Raw genomic sequence first — 23730 nt, 5'->3', positions numbered from 1 at the left:
CCGGGCTCGCTGTAGCTTCTTGAGCTGCTACATGTTTTATCCTTAATTCGATTGCGATTTAAGGAAACGTGCAGTCATTACTCAAGCGGCACGTACTCGCCACCCTTCCAAACATACCATACCCAGCTTTGCACTGTGAGATCGCCCTTCTCGTCGAAGTCGATCCTGCCCAGCACCGTATCGAATTGGTCTTCGCGCAGCGCCGCTATCACTGCCTGAAGGTCCAGCGAGTTCGCCCTCGTGACCGCTTGCGCCCAGATCTCGGCAGCGCCGTAGCTGTGGAGCGTCCAGGAATCCGGCTCGAAGTTCTCGGCCCGGAAGCGCTCGACGACTTCCGCGGCCTCAGCGTTCCGACGCGGATCGGCGACAAAGGTGAAGATCGTTCCCTCCGCGGCAGGGCCGGCAATAAGGCCAAATGCCTCGGTCGCGGTGTCGTCGCCCGAGATCAGCTGGACCGTGTAGGCGCGGTCGCGCGCGGCGCGGACCATAAGGGCTGCTTCCGTATGATAACCTCCAAGATAGAGCACCGCGATATCTGCCTCCTGCAACGCGGCGACCTCAACCGAGTAATCGTCCTTTCCGGGCGTGTAGCTTTGATATACCGCTTCGGTTACACCGCGCTTGTTGAGTTGCTTCTTCGTCTCGTCGGCAAGTCCCTTCCCATAAGTCGTATTGTCGTGAAGGATCGCAATCTTCCTGTCGCCCCAGTGGTCCGCCAGATAGTTGCCGGCCTTGAGGCCCTGGGCATCGTCGCGACTGCAGACGCGGAAGACATTAGCGTGCCCTTGCTCAGTCAAGGTCGGATTGGTCGAGGACGGCGAAATCTGCAGAACGCCAGCGGCCGCATAGATCTTCGATGCAGGAATGGAGGCTCCGGAGCAGTAATGTCCGATGACGAAGACTGCACCGTCGGCGACTAGCTTCTCGGCGGCCGCAAGCGCCTGCCGAGGATCGCAGAAGTCGTCGGCCACGATCAGCCGAACCTGCTGGCCGAGTACGCCGCCTGCGGAATTGATGTTGGCAACGGCCATCTCCGCACCGCGCCTAAGCTGCGTGCCGGTCCAGGCGAGCTTACCGCTCATCGGGCCAGCGACGCCGATCAGGACTTCCGCCTCAGCCTGGGATGCAAGCGCGAAGGCAAGTGCAGCAGCGGCGAAAAGATGGCGCATGGAGGCCCCTCCCCGTTTGCATTTTACTCTTTACGGATGGGGACCGCCACTGTGGTTGATGACAAAGGGTCGATCCAAGCCGGGGCGCACAACAGGGCGTTTGGTCAAAACCTACTTTTTGATCCCTCGTCTTGAACGGATCAGAACCAAGGACCTCCTGATCGACACCGAAGGTCAGTTCGGAATCTCTTCGACATCAGCCAGAGAGTAGCTGGTACTCCGCCCTCCGCTTGCTTCCCGAATGAGAATCCCGCGTGCCACGAGGTCGTTGATGTCGCGCAGGGCGGTGTCCGGTGAGGTCTGCGTTAGCTTGGCCCACTTGGACGACGTTAATTTGCCCTCAAAGCCCTCGAGAAGTCGATTGACGACCTTGCGCTGGCGCTCACTAAGCCGCTGGCTGGCGTGCGCTTCCCAGAAGCGCGTCTTGCGGAGCACATTGGCGAGAATTTTTTCGGCCCCGTCAAAGGCACGATTGAGGCAGCCGAGAAACCACAGAAGCCAGCCGGTGATATCGAGATCGCCCTTCTGTGTCGTCTCGAGGATGGCATAGTAGTCCTTCCTCTCTTGCCGAATCTGCGCGGACATACTGTAGAAGCGCTGCGAGGTGCCTTCTGACCTGGCGAGCGCCATATCGGCGATAGCGCGCGCAATGCGGCCATTGCCGTCCTCGAAAGGGTGTATGGTAACAAACCACAAATGCGCGATCGCTGCTTTCAGGACCGGGTCGTGCGACGCTTGCCCGTTGAACCAAGAAAGAAATGCAGCCATCTCTTCTGGAAGTCGTGCGGCTGCAGGCGCCTCGAAATGGACCCTCTCACGTCCCATCGGCCCAGAGACCACCTGCATTGGGCCAGAATTTTCATAACGCCAAGCACCAACAATGATTTTTGTCATGCCGCTGCGGCCGGTCGGAAATAGCGCGGCATGCCAAGCAAACAGCCGCTCATCTGACAGTGGGGCCTCATAGTTCTGGGTGGCATCCAGCATCATCTCAACGACGCCCTCGACGTGGCGGTCGGCAGGAGCGAGCGCACCAATGTCCAGGCCGAGCCGGCGGGCGATGGAGGAGCGGACCTTTTCCTTGTCGAGAAACTCGCCCTCGATCTCACTGGACTTCACAACGTCTTCAGTTAACGTGTACAGAACTGCTTCAGCACGAAAATCAAAGCCCAGCGCTTCCATCCGCCCGAGCAGGCGCCCTTGCTGATGTCGGACTGCCGCTAACGGCCCAGCCAGAGCATCGTTACTCCAGGCAAATCTCGGCCAGCCGTCTAGGTTGTGAATATAGCTCAACATTCTCCGCATCCTTTGCGGTGAATATGGCTATTAATCTCTGCACCTGCAAGTGAATTCTCCGCATTTTTCGCGGAGAATAATGACCATGTTCACCGCAAGGGAAATCGGACGAACACCAGTCCTCACGTCCGGTGGGCCCAACGCCATTTAGCCGTTCCCGTTGATACATTATGCGACTTTCGACGCACAAAACAGGAGCAGAACGCCCGTCCTCGATTTTGGTCCGCCCTCGGTCGACGACCCATGACCGAATCTGAGCTGCTCGCATTCGAACGAATGACGCTACACAAGCGAATGCTCCACGTAGGACAAAGCGTATCGCCTGTACGCCTGTTCTCGACCCGGCGCGAGACTTCGCGCAGGTCGTCGGCTATATAGCGATCGGCCTATCAACGCCGTCACGTAGCTTCAGAATAAGCTGCTCTAGGCTGACACTCGTCTTTAGGGAGGCTCGGAACGCCTCGACAAGGCCTTGATATCATCGTTCGCGAGTTATATATTCCGACGCATCGGAAGATTTAATATGGAGGCTCACATGCCCGCAGTTGCGGAAATGCTGAAGGCGAGCGAGGCCGCCGTTGTCTCACGCGTGAGCCTACGCGACATCAATCGCGTCATCGATGAGCACATCCTGCCAGACGCCTTCGTTTCGCTCGACAATGGCCGCCACGTCCTGGCGGGGGCCTGTTCACTCATCGCCTTCTATTTTGAGAGCGCGCGCCGCCTCACGTCGGAGGAGCGACTGTTTGCCATCCGCACCGCAGAGGCCCGACTGACAAAAGCGCGCACACTCCCCTGGGCGGCCCTGTTGCGCGAGGACTGGACCGTTCACCACGAGTTTCTGACGATCGATCTTATGCCCTTTATGAGAGGTGCGAGCGAACGGCTGGACGACCTTGCCGCAGCGCGAGAGATCGTGACAGCCTCACCCGACGTACTTGGCGGTACGCCTGTCATCCGCGGCACCCGCGTTCCGGTCTACGATGTTGCCGCATCCGTAGCGGCTGGTCATGCGGTTGAGCGCATCCTGGAAACCTGGCCTAGCCTGGACGCGGAGAAGATAAAGCTCGCGTCTATCTACGCGGAAGCGAACCCCTTGCGCGGCCGGCCCCGCGTCTCCGGCGACATTCCCGAAGGCTCAGTCATCATCACAGATCGTCGCGTCCCCCGTCGTAGGAAGACGGGATGAAGTTTCTGATCGATGAGTGCCTCAGTCCGCAACTGGCAAAAATGGCAATCGAAAAGGGCCACGGCGAAACAAGCCACATCGTCTGGATGAAAAAGGGCGGCTTGGAGGACTGGGAGCTCAAACCAATCATTCTCGAAGGCGACTGGACGTTTGTCACGAAGAACTCGGTCGATTTCGGGGACCAAAAGACAAGCCGGGCACCAAGGGACAATATGCCGACGTCGCCATCCATGCCGGGCTGATCTGCCTTAACGGCCCACCCGGCATGGACCTCGACTGTTCGAGCAGGCATTGATCGAGCTCGACAATGACGATGACCTTATCAATCGGGTGTTGGAGATTTCTCTCGAAGACGAAGAGCTGCGCGTGCTTCGCTACGGTCTGCCGAAAGAATAGCCAAAGGGGCCCGCGGGGCAGCATGGCCGAGGAAGCTAGGTCACCAAAGCTACTATTTACCCACTTGGCGTTTCAGCGATCCCGTGGACTGTCATCTGAGCCTCAAAGTCGGCGCTCTTGAGAGGGAACAATCATCGCGACCGAGCTTGATCGATCGGTTTGCTATCCCTAGAAACTCTCTGGTGGGGCCTGTAGCTCAATGGTTCGAGCCGTCGACCGCCCCCACGGAAAAAGACCAGCACGCGTAGTAGAAGCTCTGAAATGCCCAACGCGCGCAATAAACTCTGAACTGCTCGAAGCGCGCGTTAAATACGGCGGTGGCGCGGGCTTCGCCGATAGGCTCGATCGGAATCCTCGGATGCAAGGGATGTTATCGTCGGCCGCTTCGCTCGGAGTCGACTCGTCGTGCGAAACCTTTCACGCTTTGATCGATAACAAAGACCCGGTCGCCATTGCGCATGTCCGTTAAAGCATGCATGCTGCTAGCTTCAGCAGGCGGATCAAGGGCACTGCTGCTTCGGGGCCTTGGTGTCCTGGCCCCAACGAAAGGAGGACAGCATGTCTTCCGACCTCCACCTTAACAGTACAGCTCGTAATCTCGTCAGCGTCAGCGGGTTTGGATACGGCGCGAACGCTCGGCTTCGGCAGATGCGTGAAGGCGAGCCCGCAGCCGCACCACGCATCAAGCGGTTCAAGTCAGCAGCACCGGGCGCGAGGCTCTCCTTCCTCCGAGTTGGAACGCTTCGTCCTTGCTGACTGGACGCAGGGGGCTGGCGATGCCGACCATTGAAAGTCAACCAACTGAAAATGCAGGAGGACCTGATGGCCAAAGGCCAGGCAAGAAGGGAGCTGAAGCCCATTGAGCAGCAGCAGCGCCTTGACAGACGTATGAGGCTCTCCCGCGACACTCTCTTTGTAACCAACGAGCGAACCCATGGCGACATTTGATTACAGTGCCGGCGCGGGACTATATCCCTGCAAGACGGTAAGAAGAACGAGCCAGCTTCGGTACAAGCGCTTTGATTCAGTTGCTGAAGCCCTTCGCTTTGCGATCGAGGACATGCCGGCATCCATGCTCCGCGGCACCGTTTTGGAGGTCGAGGAGACCCGTTATAATAGCCAGCAGATGCGAACGCTTTACGAAGCCGACGCGTACCCTCTGCCGCGGCGGGACATGTGATGCCACGCCGTCGAGCGGCTCCCGGAATGCCGGTTTGGGGGCATCGACATCTCTGCTGTGGAATGCGAAGGATGAATTCGATTGTCGCGGGTCAGAAATCCGGCTTCGAGCTCGAGCGCCGCGACAAGACCTCCGTATGCAGCTCCGCGCTGCATGACGCCATTAACCGCTGGTGACCACGGGTGTACGACAAGACGCTTATGAGAGCAGTATGATGTCCGGCCTCCTTTCGCTTTACATTTGGTCAGGCGTGACGGCGAGGAGTTAGCGCCCTCGCCTCATTGGTCGCAAGCGGCCGAATATCTTGGTATCGCACCAGGGATCTTCTCCCTGTGTCTGACCACGAGATTCCGCCGGTATCTTGGCACAAGAAAATGTAACCCGAGCCTGGCGAGGCTTTACGACAAATGGCAGCGCGAGCATGGCCAGGCTGACCATCTATGCCGAGCGGGTCGAGGCGCGGCCGGCCGTACAAAAGACACTCGGGGCAGAGGGGTTGGCTTAGTACCTGACCTGACGCAGAATTTGGGCGTCGTACGAAATCCGAACGTCGCGGGACAGTGACGATCAATCGTTTACCGAGAGCTTGCGCAGGGGATCGCCTCCGTCGATGAACAATTGTCCTTCCGGCGTCAACGCCGCCGCAATACGACGTTTCGCCCGTCGCCCCACTTCGGGATGACGTCCATCCAATGCACCGACGCGCACGGCGACTACGATATCGTACGGCATCTCACCCGGTTCCAGCTCGAAATCCTCGGCGGCAACGTGGCGCAAGCTCAGCCTTCCCGACTCGATTTCCGACTGGGATGCGGCTCGTGCCTGCGCGATCGCCCTGGCGGATCGGTCGATGGCGAGAACGTGCCCGTCGCCAATCCGGCCCGCGATCTCGCGGGCCATTGCACCGGGCCCGCAGCCGATCTCCAGCACCCGCATGCCCCGCCGCAGCGGCAGCGCATCCACGATGGCGAGAAGTCGCGACGACAGGTCTTTAGCCACTCAACTCTCCTTCGCCCGGCTCGCCAGGCACTGTATCCACGCGCGTGCGGCTCACAGATGGCGACGCAGGACCAGAGCGGTGGCATCCATCGATCTACCGCAGGGCGCCGCCCTTCTCCGCACGCCGGCAAGCTGAGCCTTGGTCGTCCGCAAGAACAAGAAGTCAATTGGGATAGTCGGTTCCTTGTCGGATCGCCTCCAGATCGATATCCCTACGACTGCGTCCGATGCTTGCTGAGATCACCAACGCAATGGAGAGCGCGGCCTGGGACATGGCCGGCCTGCGGGGCTCGCTCGCGATGTCACCGCCCAATAAGCTTCGGCCCGAAGCTCCATGCACCTGGGCCCGTGAAGACGAGGAGCAGGCCAAAGCAGTAAAGAACGGCTGCGTTTCCGCCGTTCAGCGCTGGGCCTCCAGCCCTGCAAAAGACGTATCGGACCTTAGTCTTGGCTCACTGCCGGCAAAGGTCTTAAGCGGGTGGCCGAACGAAACCTTCGTTGCATAGTCGGAGTTGTCACACCCGAGCGGCACCCTCGTCAGCCGTTCGGTGAGTGATGGCCTCAGAACTGCCTATATCGTCCCTTCTCGGCCGCCCTGAGGCTTTTCCGCCATAGCGCGCCGACGCAGAGCCTTACGACGGACACCCGGGAGGAATTGCTTGATGCGCGACAGAGACGATCACGGCCTACCTGAACAGAGAGCATCCAACGGCCTGCCCGTGGGCATAATGCTCATCTCGATGTTCGATGGCCGTTTACCTGATCGTCGGAGGCGCGTTCATAGATAAACGAAAACGAGATGTCTCGATGTATGTCCCCCGGGCATACGACGCGAGTGCAACCGCTCCTACTAAGGCCGCGCGACTTCCTTAAAGCACTTGTCCCAGCGGCCCGAGAGCCACCTCGTGCCTTGGTATTCCACTGCCCTCACGCGACTAGGATTTGCCTCCCTCAGGGCGGCGTATTCATTCGCCCCTGGGCCGCGCTACCTTCGTCGTCTCCGGCTCGCCGGAACGGATGCCGACATCCTGCCGATGTCGGAATTATGCGTCGGTGCGTAGAACTGATGTCACCTACAGCTGATTGAGGTTTTTCACCCCGCCACCTCCGCAGCTTGGCGACTTCACGGCCGGAACGCCGAGGTCCGGCCAAGTGCAACGTAGCCCGTACTGCATTTACGCCCCCTCGCCCAAAGGACCGAGCCGACGATCGCTTCCTAATTCGCGTGGCCGGCGCGTTTCGGCGCCTCTGGCGGCGCTCACCTTTTGGAACCATCAGGCTCGCAACTCCTTCTCACGACACGGCAAACTGAAACCGCACGGCTCAGCCTGCGGGAATCGATGAGACGGCCAATATGGAGCGCGACTATATAATAGCACTTGGACTATTCGGGATCGTGGTGCTGCTGACGGCCTGGATCCCCATGGCCTTTCGTCGACTGCCGCTTTCGCTGCCCATCTTCTGCATCGCTATTGGCATACTGGTTGGACAGACCGTCTTTAATCCGATCGGCCTATTAGGCTCTTTCGACAGCCGGCATATCATTGAACGTATGACGGAGTTCACCGTCATCGTCGCGCTTATGGGCGCGGGATTGAAGATTGATCGCCCGGTCGGTCTTCGTAGCTGGGCGCTCACCTGGCGACTCCTCGGTGTCGCAATGCCATTGAGCATCGCCGCGATGGCCGTTGGCGCCTCCTGGATACTTGAGCTTGGAGCTGCTTCGGCGATCCTTCTGGCGGCCTGTCTTGCGCCGACCGATCCAGTGCTCGCCAGTGACGTCCAGGTGGGGCCGCCGCAGACTGGAACAGAGGACGAAGTCCGGTTCGCACTCACATCTGAAGCTGGCTTAAACGATGGCCTCAGTTTCCCTTTCGTATATTTGGCGATCGCAATCGCACTTGCCCACGAGGAACCTGACTGGTTTTCTCATTGGCTCCTTCTAGACGTCGTATGGCGGCTATTCGCAGGCGTCCTGATGGGATGGATAATCGGCAAATTGCTTGGTTTTGCCACGTTCTATCTCCCAAAGGGGGCGGCGCTCGTGCGCACCGGCGACGGCTTTGTCGCCTTGGGGATCACCTGCCTCGCTTATAGCTCTACCGAACTCGTCCACGGCTACGGGTTTGTGGCCGTCTTCGTCGCGGCCCTTTCCTTCCGTACCGTTGAACGGCACCACGAATTTCACAAAGAGCTTCATGACTTCTCCGAGCAGGTCGAAAGACTGATGATGATGGTGCTTCTCGTCTGCTTCGGCGCGGCCGTCAGTGTAGGCCAGCTTGTCGACGAACTCGACTGGCGCTTGGTTTCATTCGCGCTTTTCATCTTATTGATTGTCAGACCGGCCGCCGGTTGGCTTAGCATGCCCTCAGCCCTACCGCAGGAAGAAAGAGCCGCGATTGCCATTTTCGGTATCCGCGGGCTCGGCTCTATATATTATCTTGCGTTCGCAACGGGCATGGCCAATTTCGAAGAGGTGGGCAGGCTCTGGTCTGCTGTTGCTCTGATCGTCCTTATATCCATCGTCACCCATGGGCTGACCGTCACGCCGACGATGCGCTGGCTCGACCGTCGCCGGAAAACGGTTTCTTCCGGTAAGGCCGATCAGCCGGAGCTTCGGCCCAAAGGAGATCAGCGAGATCTCCCTTAGCCGATGGCCTACGAGCGTGTGGCTGAGTCGTCGAAGGCCGTTCAGGTCCCCTCCCAAAGCGCATGTTGAAGCCCTGGTTCGCCGAGCCCTTCAGAACGCCTCCGGAAGAAGCTCGGTTTCTGACACAAGCGGAGACTTGGTAGGGTTGCTACTTCGTTCATCCCGCGGCTATCCTGACGCCGGTGGGAGCCAATGCAGGAACCCGCGAGGCGCAAATGGAGGCGCTTACTGCCAACAGGCCGCTAGGGCAGCCCGAAGAGGTTGCAGCCATGGCGGCTCTGCTGGCGTCGATGAATGCTCCTACATCATCGACACTGACTTGAACATCAATAGCGCAATTCCCACAGGGTCGATCGCCCATCCAGACCGAAGGTAAATTCATAAGCGATGAGACTGCCGCCTTTAGTGGGGCCTCAATCGCTGCCGAGCGTGTCTAATCGCCTTCGAGGGAGCGGCCGTATCGGCTTTCCTTTGCTCACAAGGAGAAACCTGTTCCGGCAGGGCGCAGAACAGGTTCGCACCAACCGAAGCTTCAATGCTTTAAGTCTTGTCGACAGCGTTCTTAACTGCGTCCTTTAGCTTTCCCTTGGCTTGCTGGGCACCGCCCTTTGCCTTTTGCGCCGCGCCTTTGGCGCGGAGCGAGTTGTTGTCGGTTGCATCGCCTGCGGCCTGCTTGGCCTTACCAGCGAGCTCATTGGCCTTGCCGGCCACTTTGTCCTTTGCACTGCCCATGCGGGGTCTCCCGATTTGGAGGACGCGACTTGCGCCCCCCCAGGCGCTCGAACGAGCGGCTCGGCGCTTTGTTCCCATTTGATCTGGATCAGGCGGCATACATCAGCACCAGGCTGCGGTCCTCCAGCCGTAAGCTTTGGTTTCACCGACATCCTCGCCCTGCACCTGAATCCGAAGTGGTCAGGACGTCGTTCCGCGTTGCGGCCAAAGGACCAAGGGCGCTGGCGGGTGCTGCGGCTATTATGGGGACTTGGTATTACCGATGCGACTTGCTCAGTAAGCGTGGCTTGGTGACCGCCTACCGGCGCTGCCTTGGAGTGGATAATGTCCACCGTCGAAAACTCCAGGCGTCAGCAGAGCCCTGCCGGACGCGCAGATTGGGCTGTCAGCTAGAGCATCGCGCCGCAGAGAAGCGGACCCTGGACCGCCCTCTCTCAGCAAAGCGCTCTTCTGAGCGGGACCGCCTCACCTCCCCTGCGCCAGCGACCAGGCGATAACAATGATGTCGTCACGCCCGGTCGGACGCTCCTTGTCGAACGCCATCCGGGGCCCGATGCGCAAGTCGACAGCCCTCACCGTTCCGGCTCGGAATTGCGACGCTGCATGCCTTCCGTGGCGCGAAGTCTGGCGAAACCGGCATAGGGTAAAGCTACGAGCTGATGAACGGCAGCACGAACGCGGTGATCGTTATCGGCGCCAGCAATGGTTTGCAGCGAGCTGGTGTTATTCGTGATCAATACCAGCGACCTCGGCCGTACCAGCCACCCCCGAGCAGCAATACGATCAGAACGATGATGAGTAATGTGGTGATATCCATTTAAGATCTCCTGAGCAGCGACACCTTTGACCTCTGGGATCCTGAGAACGCTAGGATGCCCCTTCGTTCTACGGTCGAGGAGCCGTTTCAGGAGGCGCTGAATGTGTCGCCGAAAGGCGTTACTCCTAAGCGTGTGCCCATTCTTCCCGGCGAGGCAATGACGCTGTAGCGTGATGAACGTGCAGCCCACCCCCGGAGTTCCATATGACCGAAATCTTGCTGTTCCATCACGCACAGGGGCTGACCCCGGGTGTGCGCGCGTTCGCCGACGACTTGCGGGCCGGTGGTCACATCGTGCACACGCCGGACCTGTTCGACGGACGCACGTTTCAGAGCATCGACGAGGGTCTTGCCTACATCGGTGAGATCGGGTTCGACGAAATGCGCGAGCGCGGCGTCCGCGTCGCCGACGAACTGCCTCCCGAGCTCGTCTACGCTGGGTTCTCGTTCGGAGTGTTGCCGGCGCAGAAGCTTGCACAGACGCGGGCCGGAGCCCACGGAGCACTGCTCTTCTACTCTTGCCTGCCGATCAGTGGCGAGTGGGCCTGCGGACCCTGGCCGGATGGCGTCGCGGTCCAGATCCATGGTATGGAGAACGATCCGATCTTCGTCGGCGAGGGCGACATCGACGCCGCCCGCGAGATTGTGGAGAAGGTCGAGGACGCAGAGCTGTTCCTGTATCCCGGCGATCAGCACTACTTCGCCGACAGCTCACTTCCGTCATACGACGCGAATGCGACCGCGCTACTCACCAACCGAGTGCTTGAATTCCTGGACCGCGTCTGAGTTATGCGGCTATGCTGGCGTGAAGGCGTAGTTCTAAACAGTTTGGCTGAAAGGGATCGGAACTGTAGAGCCGCTCGGGATGAGCGCCGGTTCCGCGTGATACATTATGCGATCTTCTTAGCCAGAACGTGAACATCCTCGCGTCAAGCCGTGAACAGGGCTCGTGAAGTACGGACTCCCTTCGACCCTTCCTGTCTTCCGCAGCAGACGCTGTGAACGGCTCGATTGAGCCCATTGCGGACGCCCGACGATGGCGCTGAGCATTTCACCCGCGGCAGTCTAGACCATCCCTGCTTCCGCGAGAAACGACAGCATAAGCGTTGAAACTCTTTGGGGATCTTCCCAGTGCGGATTATGTCCATACCCCTCGAGTGTAATTGATCGGACTGACGGAAATGCCTGGGCAAGCGCCTCCCGATGCGAGCCGCCAAAGAGCGGGTCGGCCGAACCACCAATGCAGAGCACAGGCGCGGTGACCTGGCCGGCGCTGTGTCGTAAATCGGTTTCAGCAAAACCTTGCAAGATACCTTTCCAGATGGCGGCTGGCATCGCTGCCGCTTCCATCCTCATCTTCGACAAAAAATCGGGCTCGACAGGTCGGCTGCAGGAATACCAGTCACGGAGAAACTGCCCTGCGGGGTCGATTGGGTCGCGAAGCGCACAGATGCCCCGCGAAAGCGGGCTGTCGCTGCCAAAATCGGGGCTCAGGCTTGCAGAGAGAAGCACGAGCGCGCTCACGTCATCACGGCGACGAGCGGCAAGCTCGATGGCTGTCATCGCGCCCATGGAATGGCCAATGACAGCAATCCGCGAAATTCCCATAAAGGCAAGAAACCGGTCAATGCTCGCGGCGAAATCGCTGACGCGCATCCCGTCGGCCATGGCGGAGGCGCCGTGTCCGGGGAGATCGGGAATGATCAGACGGTAACCGGCAAGCAAGGGCGCAAGCGCGACAAAGCTGCGACCGGTGTCAGAAAAGCCATGCAGCAGCAGAAGCGGCGGCCCGCTTCCGCCGCTATCGACGAAAGCTATCGGCCTTCTTCCTGGCAATTCGACGCGCCGCTTGCGACGATGCCAATCGTCTTCGACGCTGCACATCACAGGTCGAGCGCGTCCTTGACCGCAGGAATCCCCGGCTGGCCGCCGAAAGTTGATACCCCTGCCAGCCAGGCCTCCAGCCGCTGTGGCTCGTCCTTTATCGATTTCATAGCGGCTTCTTCCGGCTCCATTCCATCGTTCATGATGTAGGCCATGCCGCGATTCTCGTATTCGATATCGAAAACGAGATTGTTCAAAAGCTTCGCAACGTTCGGGCACTCCTGCAGGTAACCCTTGCGCACTTGGGTGGAGACCGTAGCCGCACCGAAGTTCGGACCATAGAACTTGTCGCCGCCGGTCAGATACTTCATGTCGAACACGGTGTTCATCGGGTGTGGCGCCCAACCCTGGAAGATAATGAACGACTTGTCACGCGTCCGGCGGACCACTTCCGAAAGCATGCCATGCTCGCTCGACTCCACGACGTCCCACCCCTCAAGGCCGAGAGCTGGATCCTTAATCGCATCAAGCATCAGTTGATTCGAGCCCGGCTCAATGCCGTAAAGCTTCCGTTCGAATTTATCCGCAAACTTCTGCAGGTCGGAGAAATTCCTAATGCCAGCTTCCCAGACGTAAGCGGGAACGGCGAAGGTATATTTCGCACCCTTGAGGTTGGTCCGAACCGTCTCGACCGAGCCATCTTCTTTGTACGGCTTGTAGTAGGCGACCATGGCAGGGTCCCAATAGCCGAGAAACACGTCGAGGTCCTTGCTCTTCAGGCTCGTGTAGATGACGTCGATACCAAGAAGCTGGCTTTTAGCCTCGTAGCCCAGCGCCTTCAGCAACGTCATGCCGACCCCCGTTGTAAAGGCAAGGTCATTCCAGCCCGGCTCGGCCATTCGTACCGATCTGCAGCTTTCCGGCTCTCCCGCAAATCCAGGAGCGGAAGTGGCGACGAGGGCAACCGCCGCAGTCGCGGTTTTCAGTGATGGCTTCATCTTATTCCCCTTTTAACCAGATGGTCATTTTATTATCCCATGGGTCAGTTATTGATCTTTCCGGAAAGATTGTCAATGTGGACGAAAAAGAGGACGTACGAATGAGACTGACCAAGATCAGCGATATCCGAAAGCGTGAACTCAGACGGGCGGCATTCGAGGTCCTGCAGCGTGAAGGCATGGCGGGGGCAACGCTGGAGAAGGTCGCCGCTCAAGCAGGCGCATCGAAGGGCATCGTCCTGCACTATTTCGCCAACAAGCAGGAGCTGTTCGAGCATGCGATGCGCGAGGCGAACGCCGCATTGAAGGATGCGGTGGTAGCGCGCTTGAACCGCGCCACCACCCCCATAGAACGGCTTGAGGCAATCATCGAAGGCAATTTCGAGGAACGCTTCTTCCAGCCTTCCATTTGCCATGCTTGGTTGTCACTCTGCGCCGAGGTGCCGCGGGAGCCGCAGCTAGCACGCATCCAAAAGGTAATTCATGCGCGGATGCGATCGAATCTCCGATCGGCGCTAGTCCACCTCCTGCCGGAGAACGAATGCGATGCCGCCGTTCTTGGAATTACCGCCCTGATCGACGGACTGTGGCTACGGCTAGGGCTGCAGTCGGAGGGCCTGACGCGTGAAGATGCGCTTTGTCAGATGCGCGACTATCTTTCTCATCGGCTGCCCCCCGCCGGCGCGCAACCGTCAGTCGCCGGTCTCTGAGAGCTTTCACAAAATGGCCGGAGACACAGATCAGAAGCGTCGCCCACCCGAGGCAGCGAGCACTCCGTGCTGCCGGCGTTCGAAATGGGCGTAGAGCGGGCACGCGATGCCCTTGCCTCGAACTTCCGGTCCCCAGGCGACTGAGGCGATCGAAAGCTGCCAAACCGCCCCAGGTCCGGGATGTCTCCTATCCCTCGCCTCGAAGGGAATCGAATCGTGGACCCGGCGCGATTTTTCAGCTGAACTTAACGTTTTGATCACGCTACAGCCTGATACCGTGACCGCATGATCAGGTCACAGACTGAAAGCGGTTATTGAAGTTCAGTCCATGGACTGATACTGTGGCGCATAAAATCAAATTCTAGCCTGAGAGCACCATGAAGAGCGATACTCACAAGAGAGCCCGGCTGCGCCTCGACGAAAGGCTTCAGGCGCTACAGCCCATTGATCGGTTCAGGGCGCCCCCGAAGGGATGGGTACGCGCTCTGCGCGACGCTCTCGGCATGACGGGTGCGCAGCTCGGCGCCCGCATCGGCGTTCGGCCCCAAACCATCGAATCGATTGAGAAGTCAGAAGCAGCAGGGACGATCCAGCTCAATACATTGCGCCGGGCCGCCGAGGCTCTCGATTGCACGCTTGTCTACGCCCTCGTTCCAAACAGCTCGCTTCAAGCTGTCGTCGAGGCTCGGGCACGCAAGATCGCGATACGCGAGCTGCAGCGCGTTGCGCACACGATGCGGTTGGAAGCTCAGGGGACGGAGAATGCAGATTTTGAAGCGCGGGTCCAAGCCTACATTCGCGACAAGCTCTCTGAACGCGATCTCTGGTACGAAACATGACGGATCTCTTCCAAGAGCCTGATGACGCAACGCCGCTTGAGCCGCACGAGCGAGAGGGCCTGCTACAAACCTGGATCACCCACCGCAGCGACCTCAACGAGGCCGAGCAGGAAAATATCGTCGAAGGTGCGGCCTGGGGGCGCGGCCGCCGGCGTTTGCCCCTTCAGCAGATGCTCACTGAAGACTTCATGCGGACACTGCATAAGCGAATGTTTGGCGACGTTTGGCGGTGGGCCGGTACGTTCCGAACGACGGAGCGCAACATTGGAGTTCAGGCCTACCGCATCGGAATGGAGCTCGCGAGTCTATTAGGCGACAGCCGCTATTGGGTCGAGCATGAAACTCTTCCGCCGGAGGAGATCGCGATTCGGTTCCACCATCGGCTGGTCGCTATTCACCCATTTCCGAATGGAAACGGTCGTCATGCGCGACTGGCGGCTGATCTTCTGATTCAGCGCCTTGGAGGAGAGCCTTTCAGTTGGGGCGGCGGTAGTCTGGCCGACGTCGGTGAACTGCGCGCACGTTACGTCGCAGCACTACGCGCAGCGGACAATCATGATATCGGGCCGCTGCTGGATTTCGCGCGCAATTAAGTGCTGTTTCGCTGCGTCACGTACGTTCGAACCGGAACTGAACCGGCATGGTTGTACGACGCGGTCGGTCCGGTCGGTATAGCCATGCTCATGCATGAGCATCAGTTCCGGAGTTCCGGTCGATACTTTATGCGATCTTCGTGGCCCTAAGAGTGAACATCACAGCAACAAGGCTTGCCGGGCTCGTGGAAGAACAATTCTGTCCGGCCCTTAAGACGCGTCCACGTTTGGGTCTGAAAACGACAGCATTGAGCCCATGCCGGCCATTCGAGCTGCATTCATGACGGCCGAATGACGCTCGAGATCGACCATGATCGTGCCGTACCGCAAGGAATGCCGCCAGCTCCAATCATCAATGCCCACGACCCGGATATTGTCTTTCTGTATGGACGCCGGATTATCGCGCTTCAATTGCCGCAAGATCGTGTCGTCGCTGACCGGCATGCCAAGCCGATGCATCAAGTTCACCCCGGCGACCACCCATCCTGTGGCCAATCAACCCGACAATCTCAGCCATCCGTTCAATTCGTCGCATGTAGGGCGAAGCAATCTCGGGCAACCTGTCGGTGAGGGTCCATCGCCTGCATCTTCGGTCTCTACACTGCCACCGGTTCAGTGCGTTTCACAACTCGACCCTGAACAGGCAAGTCCTGGCGGCGCCGGTTATGTCAGCAATCCGATGGCGGGCGATGGTCGCGGTCTTCACCCATAACGTGGAGACAGACATCTCCATGAATGGCGAGGCACAGCGGCCGCGAGCGCGAAACCATCGTCTTCAGCCGCGAAGGCGGCGATTGGCTCGCTTTTCACGAACACCTGTCCAAGTCTCCTCGACTGAGCATTATCAAGAATGCACAGAGGGTATCGCCCCTGACCGCCATTCACATCCGTCTTTTGGGCGGCAGCCGTAGTTCCCGGCACCGAGCCACCGTTTCCTGCCGCTCGGCTTCACTGCGGAGTGGTTGCTGTTGTCTTACGGTAGCGCCATTTGCCGCTGCCATCCTCAAGCAGATCAATGCCATGTCTCGGAGAAGGTGGCCATCGGGGTCCGAGCAAGGAGGACCATGGATAAGGCCGAGAACGAGACGCTGGCTTGCAAGCAGCCAATGCATCCCGTAGCGTTGATAGCAGAGTTTCGGGTCTTAGCTCCACAACAAGACGTACCCGCAGTATCCCATGGGTCGGCAGTGTTCGCTTCTGACTCGAGTTCATCACGAGGAGAATTCTATTGCGCTATATTCGTCCGAGTACGTTGGAGGACGCAGTTGGCCTGTTGGCTGAGGCCTCAGGCAAGGCGGCGGTGCTGGCCGGCGGGAGCGATCTGCTGGTGAGAATGAAGGGCGGCTTTGTCGAGCCTGAACTCATCATCGACATCAAAGCCATAGACGCCCTGGGCCACATAACCGAAAGCGACGAAGGTTTCGTCATCGGCGCCGCCGTGCCATGCGCAGTCCTCAGCGAAAATGCCGCGCTCCGAGGAGCATGGCCTGGAGTGGTAGAGGGAGCCAATCTCATTGGCTCCAAGCAAGTACAGGGGCGTTGCACCATCGTCGGGAACCTCTGCAATGCGTCACCTGCGGCTGACGGCGTGCCGGCATTGGTGGCGGCAGGCGCCAAGGTTCTGATCAGAGGACCGGCCGGCTCGCGCACGATTGCCGTCGAAACGGTGCCGGTGGGACCCGGCAGGACATCGCTTGCGCCCGGCGAGATCATCGAGGCGATCCTGCTCGCCAAGCGCCGGCTACGTTCGGGCGACGCCTATCAGCGGTTCACGCCGCGCACTGAAATGGACATTGCCGTCGTCAGTGCCGCAGTGAATCTCACCCTTGATGATCAGGGTGTCGTCCAATCCGCGCGTGTCGCGCTTGGCGCCGCAGCGCCGACGGTGCTCCTCGTCGAGGAAGCAGCCAAGATCCTGGTTGGCTCCCGAGTCGACGATAGAACATTGGACCGCCTTGCCGAGGCATGTTCCGGCGCCTGTCGCCCCATAGACGACAAGCGGGGCACCGTGGAATTCCGAAGGAAAGTCGCGGGAGTGCTGGCCAAGCGGGTCGCACTGACCGCCTATCAACGTGCAGGACAGAAGTGATGGCAGGCATAGCAGTTTCGACGATCATCAATGGCGATAAAGCCGAGTTTCTCTGTCACGCAGACGAGACGTTGCTTGATGTGTTGCGCGATCGCCTGGGGCTTATGGGGGTGAAGGAAGGTTGCGGCACAGGCGACTGCGGCGCTTGCAGCATCATTCTCGACGACCGCCTCGTTTGCTCCTGCCTCGTGCTTGGGGCCGAGGCGGAAGGCCGGCGCATCGAGACGGTCGAGGGCATGGCGCAGGGTGACAAGCTTCATCCGCTGCAACAGAAGTTCCTCGAACATGCCGCCTTGCAATGTGGCATCTGCACACCCGGCTTCCTCATTGCGGCCAAGGATCTGCTGGCCAAGAATCCGGATCCGACCGAAGAAGAAATACGGTTCGGCCTTGCCGGAAATCTCTGTCGCTGCACCGGCTATGACAAAATCGTGCGTGCCGTTCAGGACGCCGCAAGCGTTATGAGAGGAGCATGACCATGAATTTCGATCCCAGCCACTCGACGCGCAGCTTCTCCTCCGTGGGCACCCGACCCATCCGGCCGGATGGAGTCGACAAGGTGACGGGCCGCGCGCGCTACGGCGCGGACTTCAATATGCCCGGCCAACTAGTCGGACGGATCCTGCGCAGTCCGCATGCCCATGCCATCATTCGCAAGATCGACACGTCGAAGGCCGCGCAGCTTCCTGGCGTCAAGGCGGTTTTGACGGCAGCGGATCTGCCCGACCTCACGCATGGCGACGCGGCGATGTATGACATTCTCGACAACTGCATGGCGCGCAAGAAGGCGCTTTACGACGGTCACGCCGTGGCCGCCGTGGCGGCAATCGATGCACGCACCGCCAAGCAGGCACTCAAGCTCATCGAGGTCGAGTATGAACTGCTGCCGCACGTCACCGACGTTGACCAAGCGTTTGCGCCGGATGCTCCGCTCGTCAACGACACGATCTTCACTACGGGCGTTGATCCGAAGCCCGATCGCCCTTCGAATGTCTCGATGCGGAGCGAGTTCGGGCATGGCGAAGTCGATGCCGGCATGGCAAAGGCCGATTTCGTGGTCGAGCGGACATTCAAGACCGAACAGACGCATCAGGGCTATATCGAACCTCACGCCTGTGTAGCCAATGTCAGTCCGGACGGCACGGCGGATCTGTGGGTCTGCACGCAGGGCCACTTTGTCTATCGCCAGCATTGCGCACAACTGCTCGGCCTGGATGTCTCCAAGCTGCGCGTGACGTCGTCCGAAATCGGCGGCGGTTTCGGCGGCAAGACCCATGTCTGGGCCGAGCCTGTCGCGCTCGCGCTGTCGCGGAAGGCCGGCAGGCCGGTCAAGCTGGTGATGACGCGTGACGAGGTGTTTCGCGCCTCCGGCCCGACCAGCGCCACGTCGATCGACGTGAAGATTGGCGCATTGAAGGATGGAACGATCATCGCTGCCGAAGCGACACTTCGCTATTCCGGTGGTCCCTATGCCGGATCATGGGCCGAGATCGGCGCCATGACCGCGTTCGCCTGCTACAAGCTCGAGAATGTCAGGACCGTCGGCTACGAAGTGCTGGTAAACCGGCCGAAGACCGCAGCATACCGTGCGCCTTCCGCGCCGATGGCAGCGTTTGCAGTGGAAAGCGCCATCGATGAACTTGCGAAGAAGGTCGGCATGGATCCCGTCGACTTCCGTATCCGGAACGCGGCACAGGAAGGGACCAAGGCTTCTTACGGTCCGGTCTACGGTCCGATCGGCATTGGCCCGACGCTGGAGGCCGCGAAGAACCATCCTCACATGAAGGCACCCCTTGGCAAGAACCAGGGGCGCGGCATGGCCTGTGGCTTCTGGTTCAACTTCGGGGGCCAGACATGTACCGATTTGAACATCGGAATGGACGGCACGGTCTCGCTCGCGGTCGGCACGGTGGATGTCGGCGGTTCGCGCGCATCGCTCTCGCTGGTGGCCGCAGAGGAACTCGGTATCGACTATTCGCAGGTCAGAACGGTGATCGCCGACACGTCAAGTCTCGGCTACAACGACATGACCGACGGTAGCCGAGGAACGTTCTCATCCTCTATGGCCACAATTTCTGCCGCCCGCAACGCGATCAAAGTCCTCCGCGGGCGTGCGGCGCAGATGTGGGACATTCCGGTCGAGGATGTGACCTGGGAACAGGGCCAGGCCGTCGCCAAAGGCGAGACGCATGGAAACCTTCCGAAACTCTCCCTGAAGGAGATAGCGGCAGCATCGGGCACCACGGGTGGCCCGATTGCGGGTCACAGCGAGATCGTGGCCGATGGCGCGGGCGTGTCCTTCGCCACTCATATCTGCGATATCGAGGTCGATCCCGAAACCGGCGCGACAAAGGTGCTGCGTTACACCGTGGTGCAGGATGCCGGCAAAGCCGTCCATCCGACCTATGTCGAAGGACAGTACCAGGGCGGCGCCGCGCAAGGCATCGGCTGGGCGCTCAACGAAGAGTATATCTATGGCAAAGACGGCCGGCTGCAGAATGCCGGTTTTCTCGACTACCGCATTCCCGTATGTTCGGACCTGCCCATGATAGACACGCAGATTCTGGAAATTCCCAATCCCAACCACCCCTATGGGGTTCGCGGCGTCGGGGAAACATCCATCGTTCCCCCGCTCGCGGCGGTGGCCAATGCAGTATCCAGTGCAGTCGGCGTGCGGATGCAGCATATTCCGATGTCGCCGCCGCGGATCCTGGAAGCACTCGAAGCGTGAGGCGGTCCGATGGTCGAGGTGACGCTCTGGGGTGCGCTCGCCGCGGCGGCCGAGGGCAACAGCAAGGTCGAGATCGAGGCAAAAGACATCAGGGAACTGTTCAAGAGATTGATCGAACGGTTCCCTGGGCTGGAGCCGCTCATGGATCGAGGCATTGCGGTCGCAATAGATGGAACCATCTATCGCGACACTTGGTCGAAGCAACTACCTGCGGGAGCGGAAATCTATCTGCTGCCGAGGTTGGCGGGGGGTTGACAACGGTTCAAGATGAGCACGGTTTCTGGCCCGGTAAAGGCACTGATGAGGCAACTACGCCTCAAAACCTACGATCGCTCGCCTTGAGTGGATTCGAACCGCAGCCCCACAATCTATCAAGGCCCCGCGGCTGCGGAAAAGTTGCCTTCAATGATTATCCAGCTCCTGCATCCCCTGCGGAATGTCGCGTTTGGCATGAAGCACACGCCAGACGTCGACATGATCTGGCTGGATTACATAGGGATATCGCTTCAGCGAAACGCTCCGCAGATCAGGCAACCCAACTCGTATGCATACCGCAATGATCCGGCCTCCGGATGGCTTGCGATCAGATCATAAGCATCTTCAAGTGCGTCGATGAAGCCGAGAGCGACCTCGGACCCAGCTTCGCGAGGATAGTAATCGACGGCTGCCTCGACATCACTGCGAGCAATCTCTCGGGGAACAATCGATTTATTCACTTGCTGTGCAGACCACGTGCTCGATCGCGAAGGCTGCTGAAGTAATGCCCATCGACCGGTTCGGACCGTGCGGACGATCCTCCGTCAAGCAAAAGCTGGCGCAGAACAAGACGGTCCTGATCTCGACGGATCAATTCGCGGATATACTCGCTGCTCGTCCCGTAGCCCCGCCTCGCAACCTGCTCATCGACGAAGCTCTTCAAGTGGTCCGGTAGAGAAATGTTCATCGTGCCCATACGAGAGACCATAACGGCAATGGCAAAAATTTGGCAAGATTGGATCGCTTAACTGCCACCACACGGAAAACGGGAAGCCGGTGCACGTTCCCGTCGATACATCATGCGATCTACGGGGCACATAAGGTACATTCTATTTTCAAGTGTTGGTGTGGACGGTCTCCGATCCGGCGGCGTACCCTTCACACGTCATTGTTGCATTTGGACTAGATCCTCCACCAAGAGCACCTTATTCAGCGATGGCGCAGGAGTGGCTGGCCAGTTTCCAAGCGAAGCTCCGCTGATTACGATGCCTACCATCTGCGACTACATCCATGGTCGTTTCCTGCCGCAGGATAAGGCGACGTTCGCGGCCCGGATTCTCAATCAGGTCTGGGAGGCAGCGTAGTACGGATTCCCCCGAGGGGATTTAGCAGGTAACGGAATCGTCGAATAGCCGGTCATGCCATTTCTCCAACAGTTCGACGGTCTGAAGCCAAGCTCATTATTTTCCCAGCTTCGCGGCGGCAATAGCGTGCGGCATCAGGAATGCGGCAATCTTCACTGTGACGTGCGTCAGATCTCCCGGATTGTGCGCAACGCCTTCGACAAACGCGCGCCATTGCCTTTGCTTTTGAACGTCCTTAGCAAAAGCATCCGTCAAAGCATCTGGTGGGCCTTCTGGGATCGGCGTTTCGCGGCGCTCGAAGGTGGCGGCGATTGCGCGCGCCAGCCTGTCACCATCGAAATCAAAGCACCTGCTGAGAAGCCAGATGTCGTAAAAGTCCTTCATCCGGCTGTTCACACGCCCGAGCATGACCATCGCCTGGAACTTTTCGGCGATGACCGTCTCCCGCGCATAGGCCCGGAGTCGTGGCGCTGTGAAATCCAGCATCGAAGGATAGTCCAGCATCTCCGCCCCGGGCTCAAGCGCATCACCAAAGCCAATGTCGATGGTCAGGTTGATCCGGGCGCCGCTGATCGAAGCGACCGCTCGTAGCCGGAGCCCACCATACTCCAGCTCTTCGCGGATGCGATCCACCCGCAGGGTGTCGGCATAGAATATGACACCGTCATCAACCTCGTGCGCCAGGAATGCCCGAAATGTCTCCAGCATCGGGTCCGGTTCGGGATCACCAAATCCCAGAAGGTCGAGGTCGCGCGTGCCGCGGTGCGGATCGTCGAACCAGCTCATCATCAGCATGGCCCTTCAGCACGAAACGACCAGCATGGGGCGATTGGCTGATCCGAAACAGCAACCGCTCGAGGGCAAAACGCGTCAGAACCAGATCAAAGCTTTGCCCGCTTGCCTTGGCGAGTTGCAGCAGGCGGGCGCGCACCGAGGCGCCGACATTTCTGATTTCCTTAGCCATTGGCGGTCAGTGCCTCGAGATAAGGGCTGATCACGGTGCCGACACCACCGCGTTCGGCTTGGTTAATAATGTCGCCGGGCGTGGCCTTGCGCTGCCGCAGCGCTTCCTGAAGTCCCTCGATCGCCACAGAAAGGCCGATTTTGCCGCGATAGCGGAAGCAATCGGCAATTGTTTTGGCAACTCCAAAAATCTTCACCGTAACGCCTTCAATGACATGGGTTTCGACGCTTTCGTTGAGTAGGCTTCCCGTGAAACGCACAATACGAATTGGTGTGCCATCTGGTTTCGGCGCCCAGTCTTTGCGGCCTATGGCAAGCCACACCTGTTTCGGCAGCTGATCGGTCAGGCCGTGGAATGCCAGAGCTGAAACAAGGCAGACAACGGCTTTCGGAACACGCTTGGCTATCTCTGCCAGACTATGGTTGGCATCGAGCTCGGCATTGGGAAGTTGATAGAGACCCCGAGCAAGCCGCAGCACCTCACCATCCCGTTCCATCCGGCTCATGGTTGCCGCTGTGACACCAGCGTTCCGAAGCTCCGCTAGGCGTGCTATTCCGCGCTCAATGAGCACGGTCCGGGCGATTTGACGTTGAGTGACGGAGCCAGACATTGATACGGAAACTCGGAGAATAGAGCCTATTGTCCGAGGATTTGTATCACCCTTCACAGACTTGAGAAAGCCTCAGTTTGCGCGGTCGGTGACCATGAAGAAAAATTTAGCACTTCTCGACGAAGGACTACTGGGCAGGTCGAGTGACTGCGACAAACCCGAATACATCAAGTCCGGCACGAAGCGTAGGAATTAGCCGGCATCTTCATCGGCAATTACACAGAAATCTACCCCCAGCCAAGAGCAGTCAGATTGAGCCACAAGAAGGAGGGCGTCGAGTTGTGCATGCGCCGAACGTCAGAATCGTCTTCTTGCCCAACAAGCGTTGCAACTCTTTCACCTGGGCCTAAGCGCCCGGTATTCGGAAGCCGGAACGACCTCCTCTTCGGCGGCCGTCGCCGTCAGAGCCCCTTGGGACGCTAGCTTGCGCCAGGCGAACAACTGGTTCGGCTGGATGCCGTGCCGACGCGCGACGATGCTCACCGTCGCGTCCGCCTCATAGGTCTCGTGGATGATCGCCAGCTTCTCTGCCGTGCTCCAGCGCCGCCGACGTTCCGGCCCGGCGAGGACTTCCATCTTAAAATTGCTGCTAGTCATATTACCA

At 59.3% G+C, this 23730-nt stretch carries 20 protein-coding genes and 4 pseudogenes; 12 read left to right on the top strand and 12 right to left on the bottom strand.

Annotated features, from left to right (window positions below; translation table 11 throughout):
• Positions 1-77: 77 nt before the first annotated feature.
• Both AC5J09_RS00225 and AC5J09_RS00220 read right to left on the bottom strand, forming a co-directional pair.
• Entirely contained in the window at positions 78-1169 is a 1092-nt protein-coding gene (locus tag AC5J09_RS00225; RefSeq protein ID WP_494296517.1) for a branched-chain amino acid ABC transporter substrate-binding protein, read from the bottom strand.
• Positions 1170-1343: 174 nt separating this feature from the next.
• Positions 1344-2462 carry a Fic family protein gene (locus tag AC5J09_RS00220; protein ID WP_494297035.1) on the bottom strand — a complete coding sequence of 373 codons (1119 nt, stop codon included), beginning with the start codon at positions 2460-2462 and terminating at the stop codon, positions 1344-1346.
• Between the two features lie 526 nt (positions 2463-2988).
• On the opposite strand from AC5J09_RS00220, the gene AC5J09_RS00215 reads away from it, so the two are divergent.
• The 3 genes from AC5J09_RS00215 to AC5J09_RS00205 all read left to right on the top strand — a co-directional run bounded on the left by AC5J09_RS00215 (position 2989) and on the right by AC5J09_RS00205 (position 5230).
• Entirely contained in the window at positions 2989-3654 is a 666-nt protein-coding gene (locus tag AC5J09_RS00215) for a DUF433 domain-containing protein (RefSeq protein WP_494296516.1), read from the top strand.
• Entirely contained in the window at positions 3651-3896 is a 246-nt protein-coding gene (locus AC5J09_RS00210; protein ID WP_494296515.1) for a DUF5615 family PIN-like protein, read from the top strand. Before AC5J09_RS00215 ends, AC5J09_RS00210 begins: the two co-directional genes overlap by 4 nt.
• A gap of 1088 nt (positions 3897-4984) precedes the next feature.
• Positions 4985-5230, top strand: coding sequence for a hypothetical protein (locus tag AC5J09_RS00205; RefSeq protein ID WP_338280341.1), 246 nt, complete (start codon positions 4985-4987; stop codon positions 5228-5230).
• Positions 5231-5797: 567 nt separating this feature from the next.
• Here AC5J09_RS00205 and AC5J09_RS00200 read toward each other — a convergent pair.
• On the bottom strand, positions 5798-6229 hold the full coding sequence (locus AC5J09_RS00200) for an SAM-dependent methyltransferase (RefSeq protein WP_494296514.1): 432 nt from the start codon (positions 6227-6229) through the stop codon (positions 5798-5800).
• 1354 nt (positions 6230-7583) lie between these two features.
• Between AC5J09_RS00200 and AC5J09_RS00195 the strand changes: the two genes are divergently transcribed.
• Positions 7584-8879: a cation:proton antiporter gene (locus AC5J09_RS00195; RefSeq protein ID WP_494296513.1), complete on the top strand. Its 1296-nt coding sequence runs from the start codon at positions 7584-7586 to the stop codon at positions 8877-8879.
• 540 nt (positions 8880-9419) lie between these two features.
• On the opposite strand, the gene AC5J09_RS00190 is transcribed toward AC5J09_RS00195, so the two are convergent.
• Complete coding sequence (locus AC5J09_RS00190; protein ID WP_248447829.1) at positions 9420-9611, bottom strand: CsbD family protein; 192 nt, start codon at positions 9609-9611, stop codon at positions 9420-9422.
• A 1021-nt stretch (positions 9612-10632) separates the two neighbouring features.
• Here AC5J09_RS00190 and AC5J09_RS00185 point away from each other — a divergent pair.
• Positions 10633-11214: a dienelactone hydrolase family protein gene (locus AC5J09_RS00185; RefSeq protein ID WP_324765010.1), complete on the top strand. Its 582-nt coding sequence runs from the start codon at positions 10633-10635 to the stop codon at positions 11212-11214.
• A gap of 279 nt (positions 11215-11493) precedes the next feature.
• Here the strand turns inward: AC5J09_RS00185 and AC5J09_RS00180 are convergent, their stop codons facing one another.
• Together AC5J09_RS00180 and choX are read right to left on the bottom strand one after the other, a co-directional pair.
• Positions 11494-12312 carry an alpha/beta fold hydrolase gene (locus tag AC5J09_RS00180; RefSeq protein ID WP_494296512.1) on the bottom strand — a complete coding sequence of 273 codons (819 nt, stop codon included), beginning with the start codon at positions 12310-12312 and terminating at the stop codon, positions 11494-11496.
• Positions 12312-13250 carry a choline ABC transporter substrate-binding protein gene (gene choX, locus AC5J09_RS00175; RefSeq protein WP_494296511.1) on the bottom strand — a complete coding sequence of 313 codons (939 nt, stop codon included), beginning with the start codon at positions 13248-13250 and terminating at the stop codon, positions 12312-12314. Before choX ends, AC5J09_RS00180 begins: the two co-directional genes overlap by 1 nt.
• A gap of 101 nt (positions 13251-13351) precedes the next feature.
• Between choX and betI the strand changes: the two genes are divergently transcribed.
• The 3 genes from betI to AC5J09_RS00160 all read left to right on the top strand — a co-directional run bounded on the left by betI (position 13352) and on the right by AC5J09_RS00160 (position 15392).
• Positions 13352-13960, top strand: coding sequence for a choline-binding transcriptional repressor BetI (gene betI, locus AC5J09_RS00170; protein WP_324765447.1), 609 nt, complete (start codon positions 13352-13354; stop codon positions 13958-13960).
• Between the two features lie 377 nt (positions 13961-14337).
• Positions 14338-14799 carry a mobile mystery protein A gene (locus AC5J09_RS00165; protein ID WP_324765007.1) on the top strand — a complete coding sequence of 154 codons (462 nt, stop codon included), beginning with the start codon at positions 14338-14340 and terminating at the stop codon, positions 14797-14799.
• Complete coding sequence (locus tag AC5J09_RS00160; protein ID WP_324765006.1) at positions 14796-15392, top strand: mobile mystery protein B; 597 nt, start codon at positions 14796-14798, stop codon at positions 15390-15392. Before AC5J09_RS00165 ends, AC5J09_RS00160 begins: the two co-directional genes overlap by 4 nt.
• A 282-nt stretch (positions 15393-15674) precedes the next feature.
• Here the strand turns inward: AC5J09_RS00160 and AC5J09_RS00155 are convergent.
• Positions 15675-16054: pseudogene (locus AC5J09_RS00155) on the bottom strand (ISL3 family transposase); the annotation flags it as partial.
• A gap of 566 nt (positions 16055-16620) precedes the next feature.
• Between AC5J09_RS00155 and AC5J09_RS00150 the strand changes: the two are divergent.
• From AC5J09_RS00150 to AC5J09_RS00135, 4 genes are read left to right on the top strand one after another with little or no spacing between them, the layout of a single operon-like run.
• Positions 16621-17481 (top strand): FAD binding domain-containing protein, encoded by an 861-nt coding sequence (locus AC5J09_RS00150; RefSeq protein WP_494296510.1) that lies wholly within the window; start codon positions 16621-16623, stop codon positions 17479-17481.
• Complete coding sequence (locus tag AC5J09_RS00145) at positions 17481-17957, top strand: (2Fe-2S)-binding protein (RefSeq protein ID WP_338280336.1); 477 nt, start codon at positions 17481-17483, stop codon at positions 17955-17957. The genes AC5J09_RS00150 and AC5J09_RS00145 overlap by 1 nt, the downstream gene beginning before the upstream one ends.
• Positions 17958-17959: 2 nt before the next feature.
• Complete coding sequence (locus AC5J09_RS00140) at positions 17960-20212, top strand: xanthine dehydrogenase family protein molybdopterin-binding subunit (RefSeq protein ID WP_494296509.1); 2253 nt, start codon at positions 17960-17962, stop codon at positions 20210-20212.
• Between the two features lie 9 nt (positions 20213-20221).
• Positions 20222-20467, top strand: coding sequence for a MoaD/ThiS family protein (locus AC5J09_RS00135; protein WP_324765002.1), 246 nt, complete (start codon positions 20222-20224; stop codon positions 20465-20467).
• Between the two features lie 147 nt (positions 20468-20614).
• On the opposite strand, the pseudogene AC5J09_RS00130 reads toward AC5J09_RS00135, so the two are convergent.
• From AC5J09_RS00130 to AC5J09_RS00110, 5 genes and pseudogenes are all read right to left on the bottom strand, one after another.
• A pseudogene (locus AC5J09_RS00130) lies at positions 20615-20928 on the bottom strand (type II toxin-antitoxin system RelE/ParE family toxin).
• Complete coding sequence (locus tag AC5J09_RS00125) at positions 20925-21164, bottom strand: type II toxin-antitoxin system ParD family antitoxin (RefSeq protein WP_324765001.1); 240 nt, start codon at positions 21162-21164, stop codon at positions 20925-20927. The pseudogene AC5J09_RS00130 and the gene AC5J09_RS00125 overlap by 4 nt, the downstream one beginning before the upstream one ends.
• A gap of 484 nt (positions 21165-21648) precedes the next feature.
• Positions 21649-22516: pseudogene (locus AC5J09_RS00120) on the bottom strand (nucleotidyl transferase AbiEii/AbiGii toxin family protein).
• On the bottom strand, positions 22509-23126 hold the full coding sequence (locus tag AC5J09_RS00115) for a type IV toxin-antitoxin system AbiEi family antitoxin domain-containing protein (RefSeq protein ID WP_494296508.1): 618 nt from the start codon (positions 23124-23126) through the stop codon (positions 22509-22511). The pseudogene AC5J09_RS00120 and the gene AC5J09_RS00115 overlap by 8 nt, the downstream one beginning before the upstream one ends.
• Before the next feature lie 301 nt (positions 23127-23427).
• Positions 23428-23723, bottom strand: a pseudogene (locus AC5J09_RS00110) (transposase); the annotation flags it as partial.
• Positions 23724-23730: the final 7 nt, after the last annotated feature.

Source organism: Sinorhizobium sp., assembly GCF_059070375.1.
The sequence above is the reverse complement of the archived record's forward strand: the minus strand, read 5'-3'. Positions and strand labels throughout refer to the sequence as shown.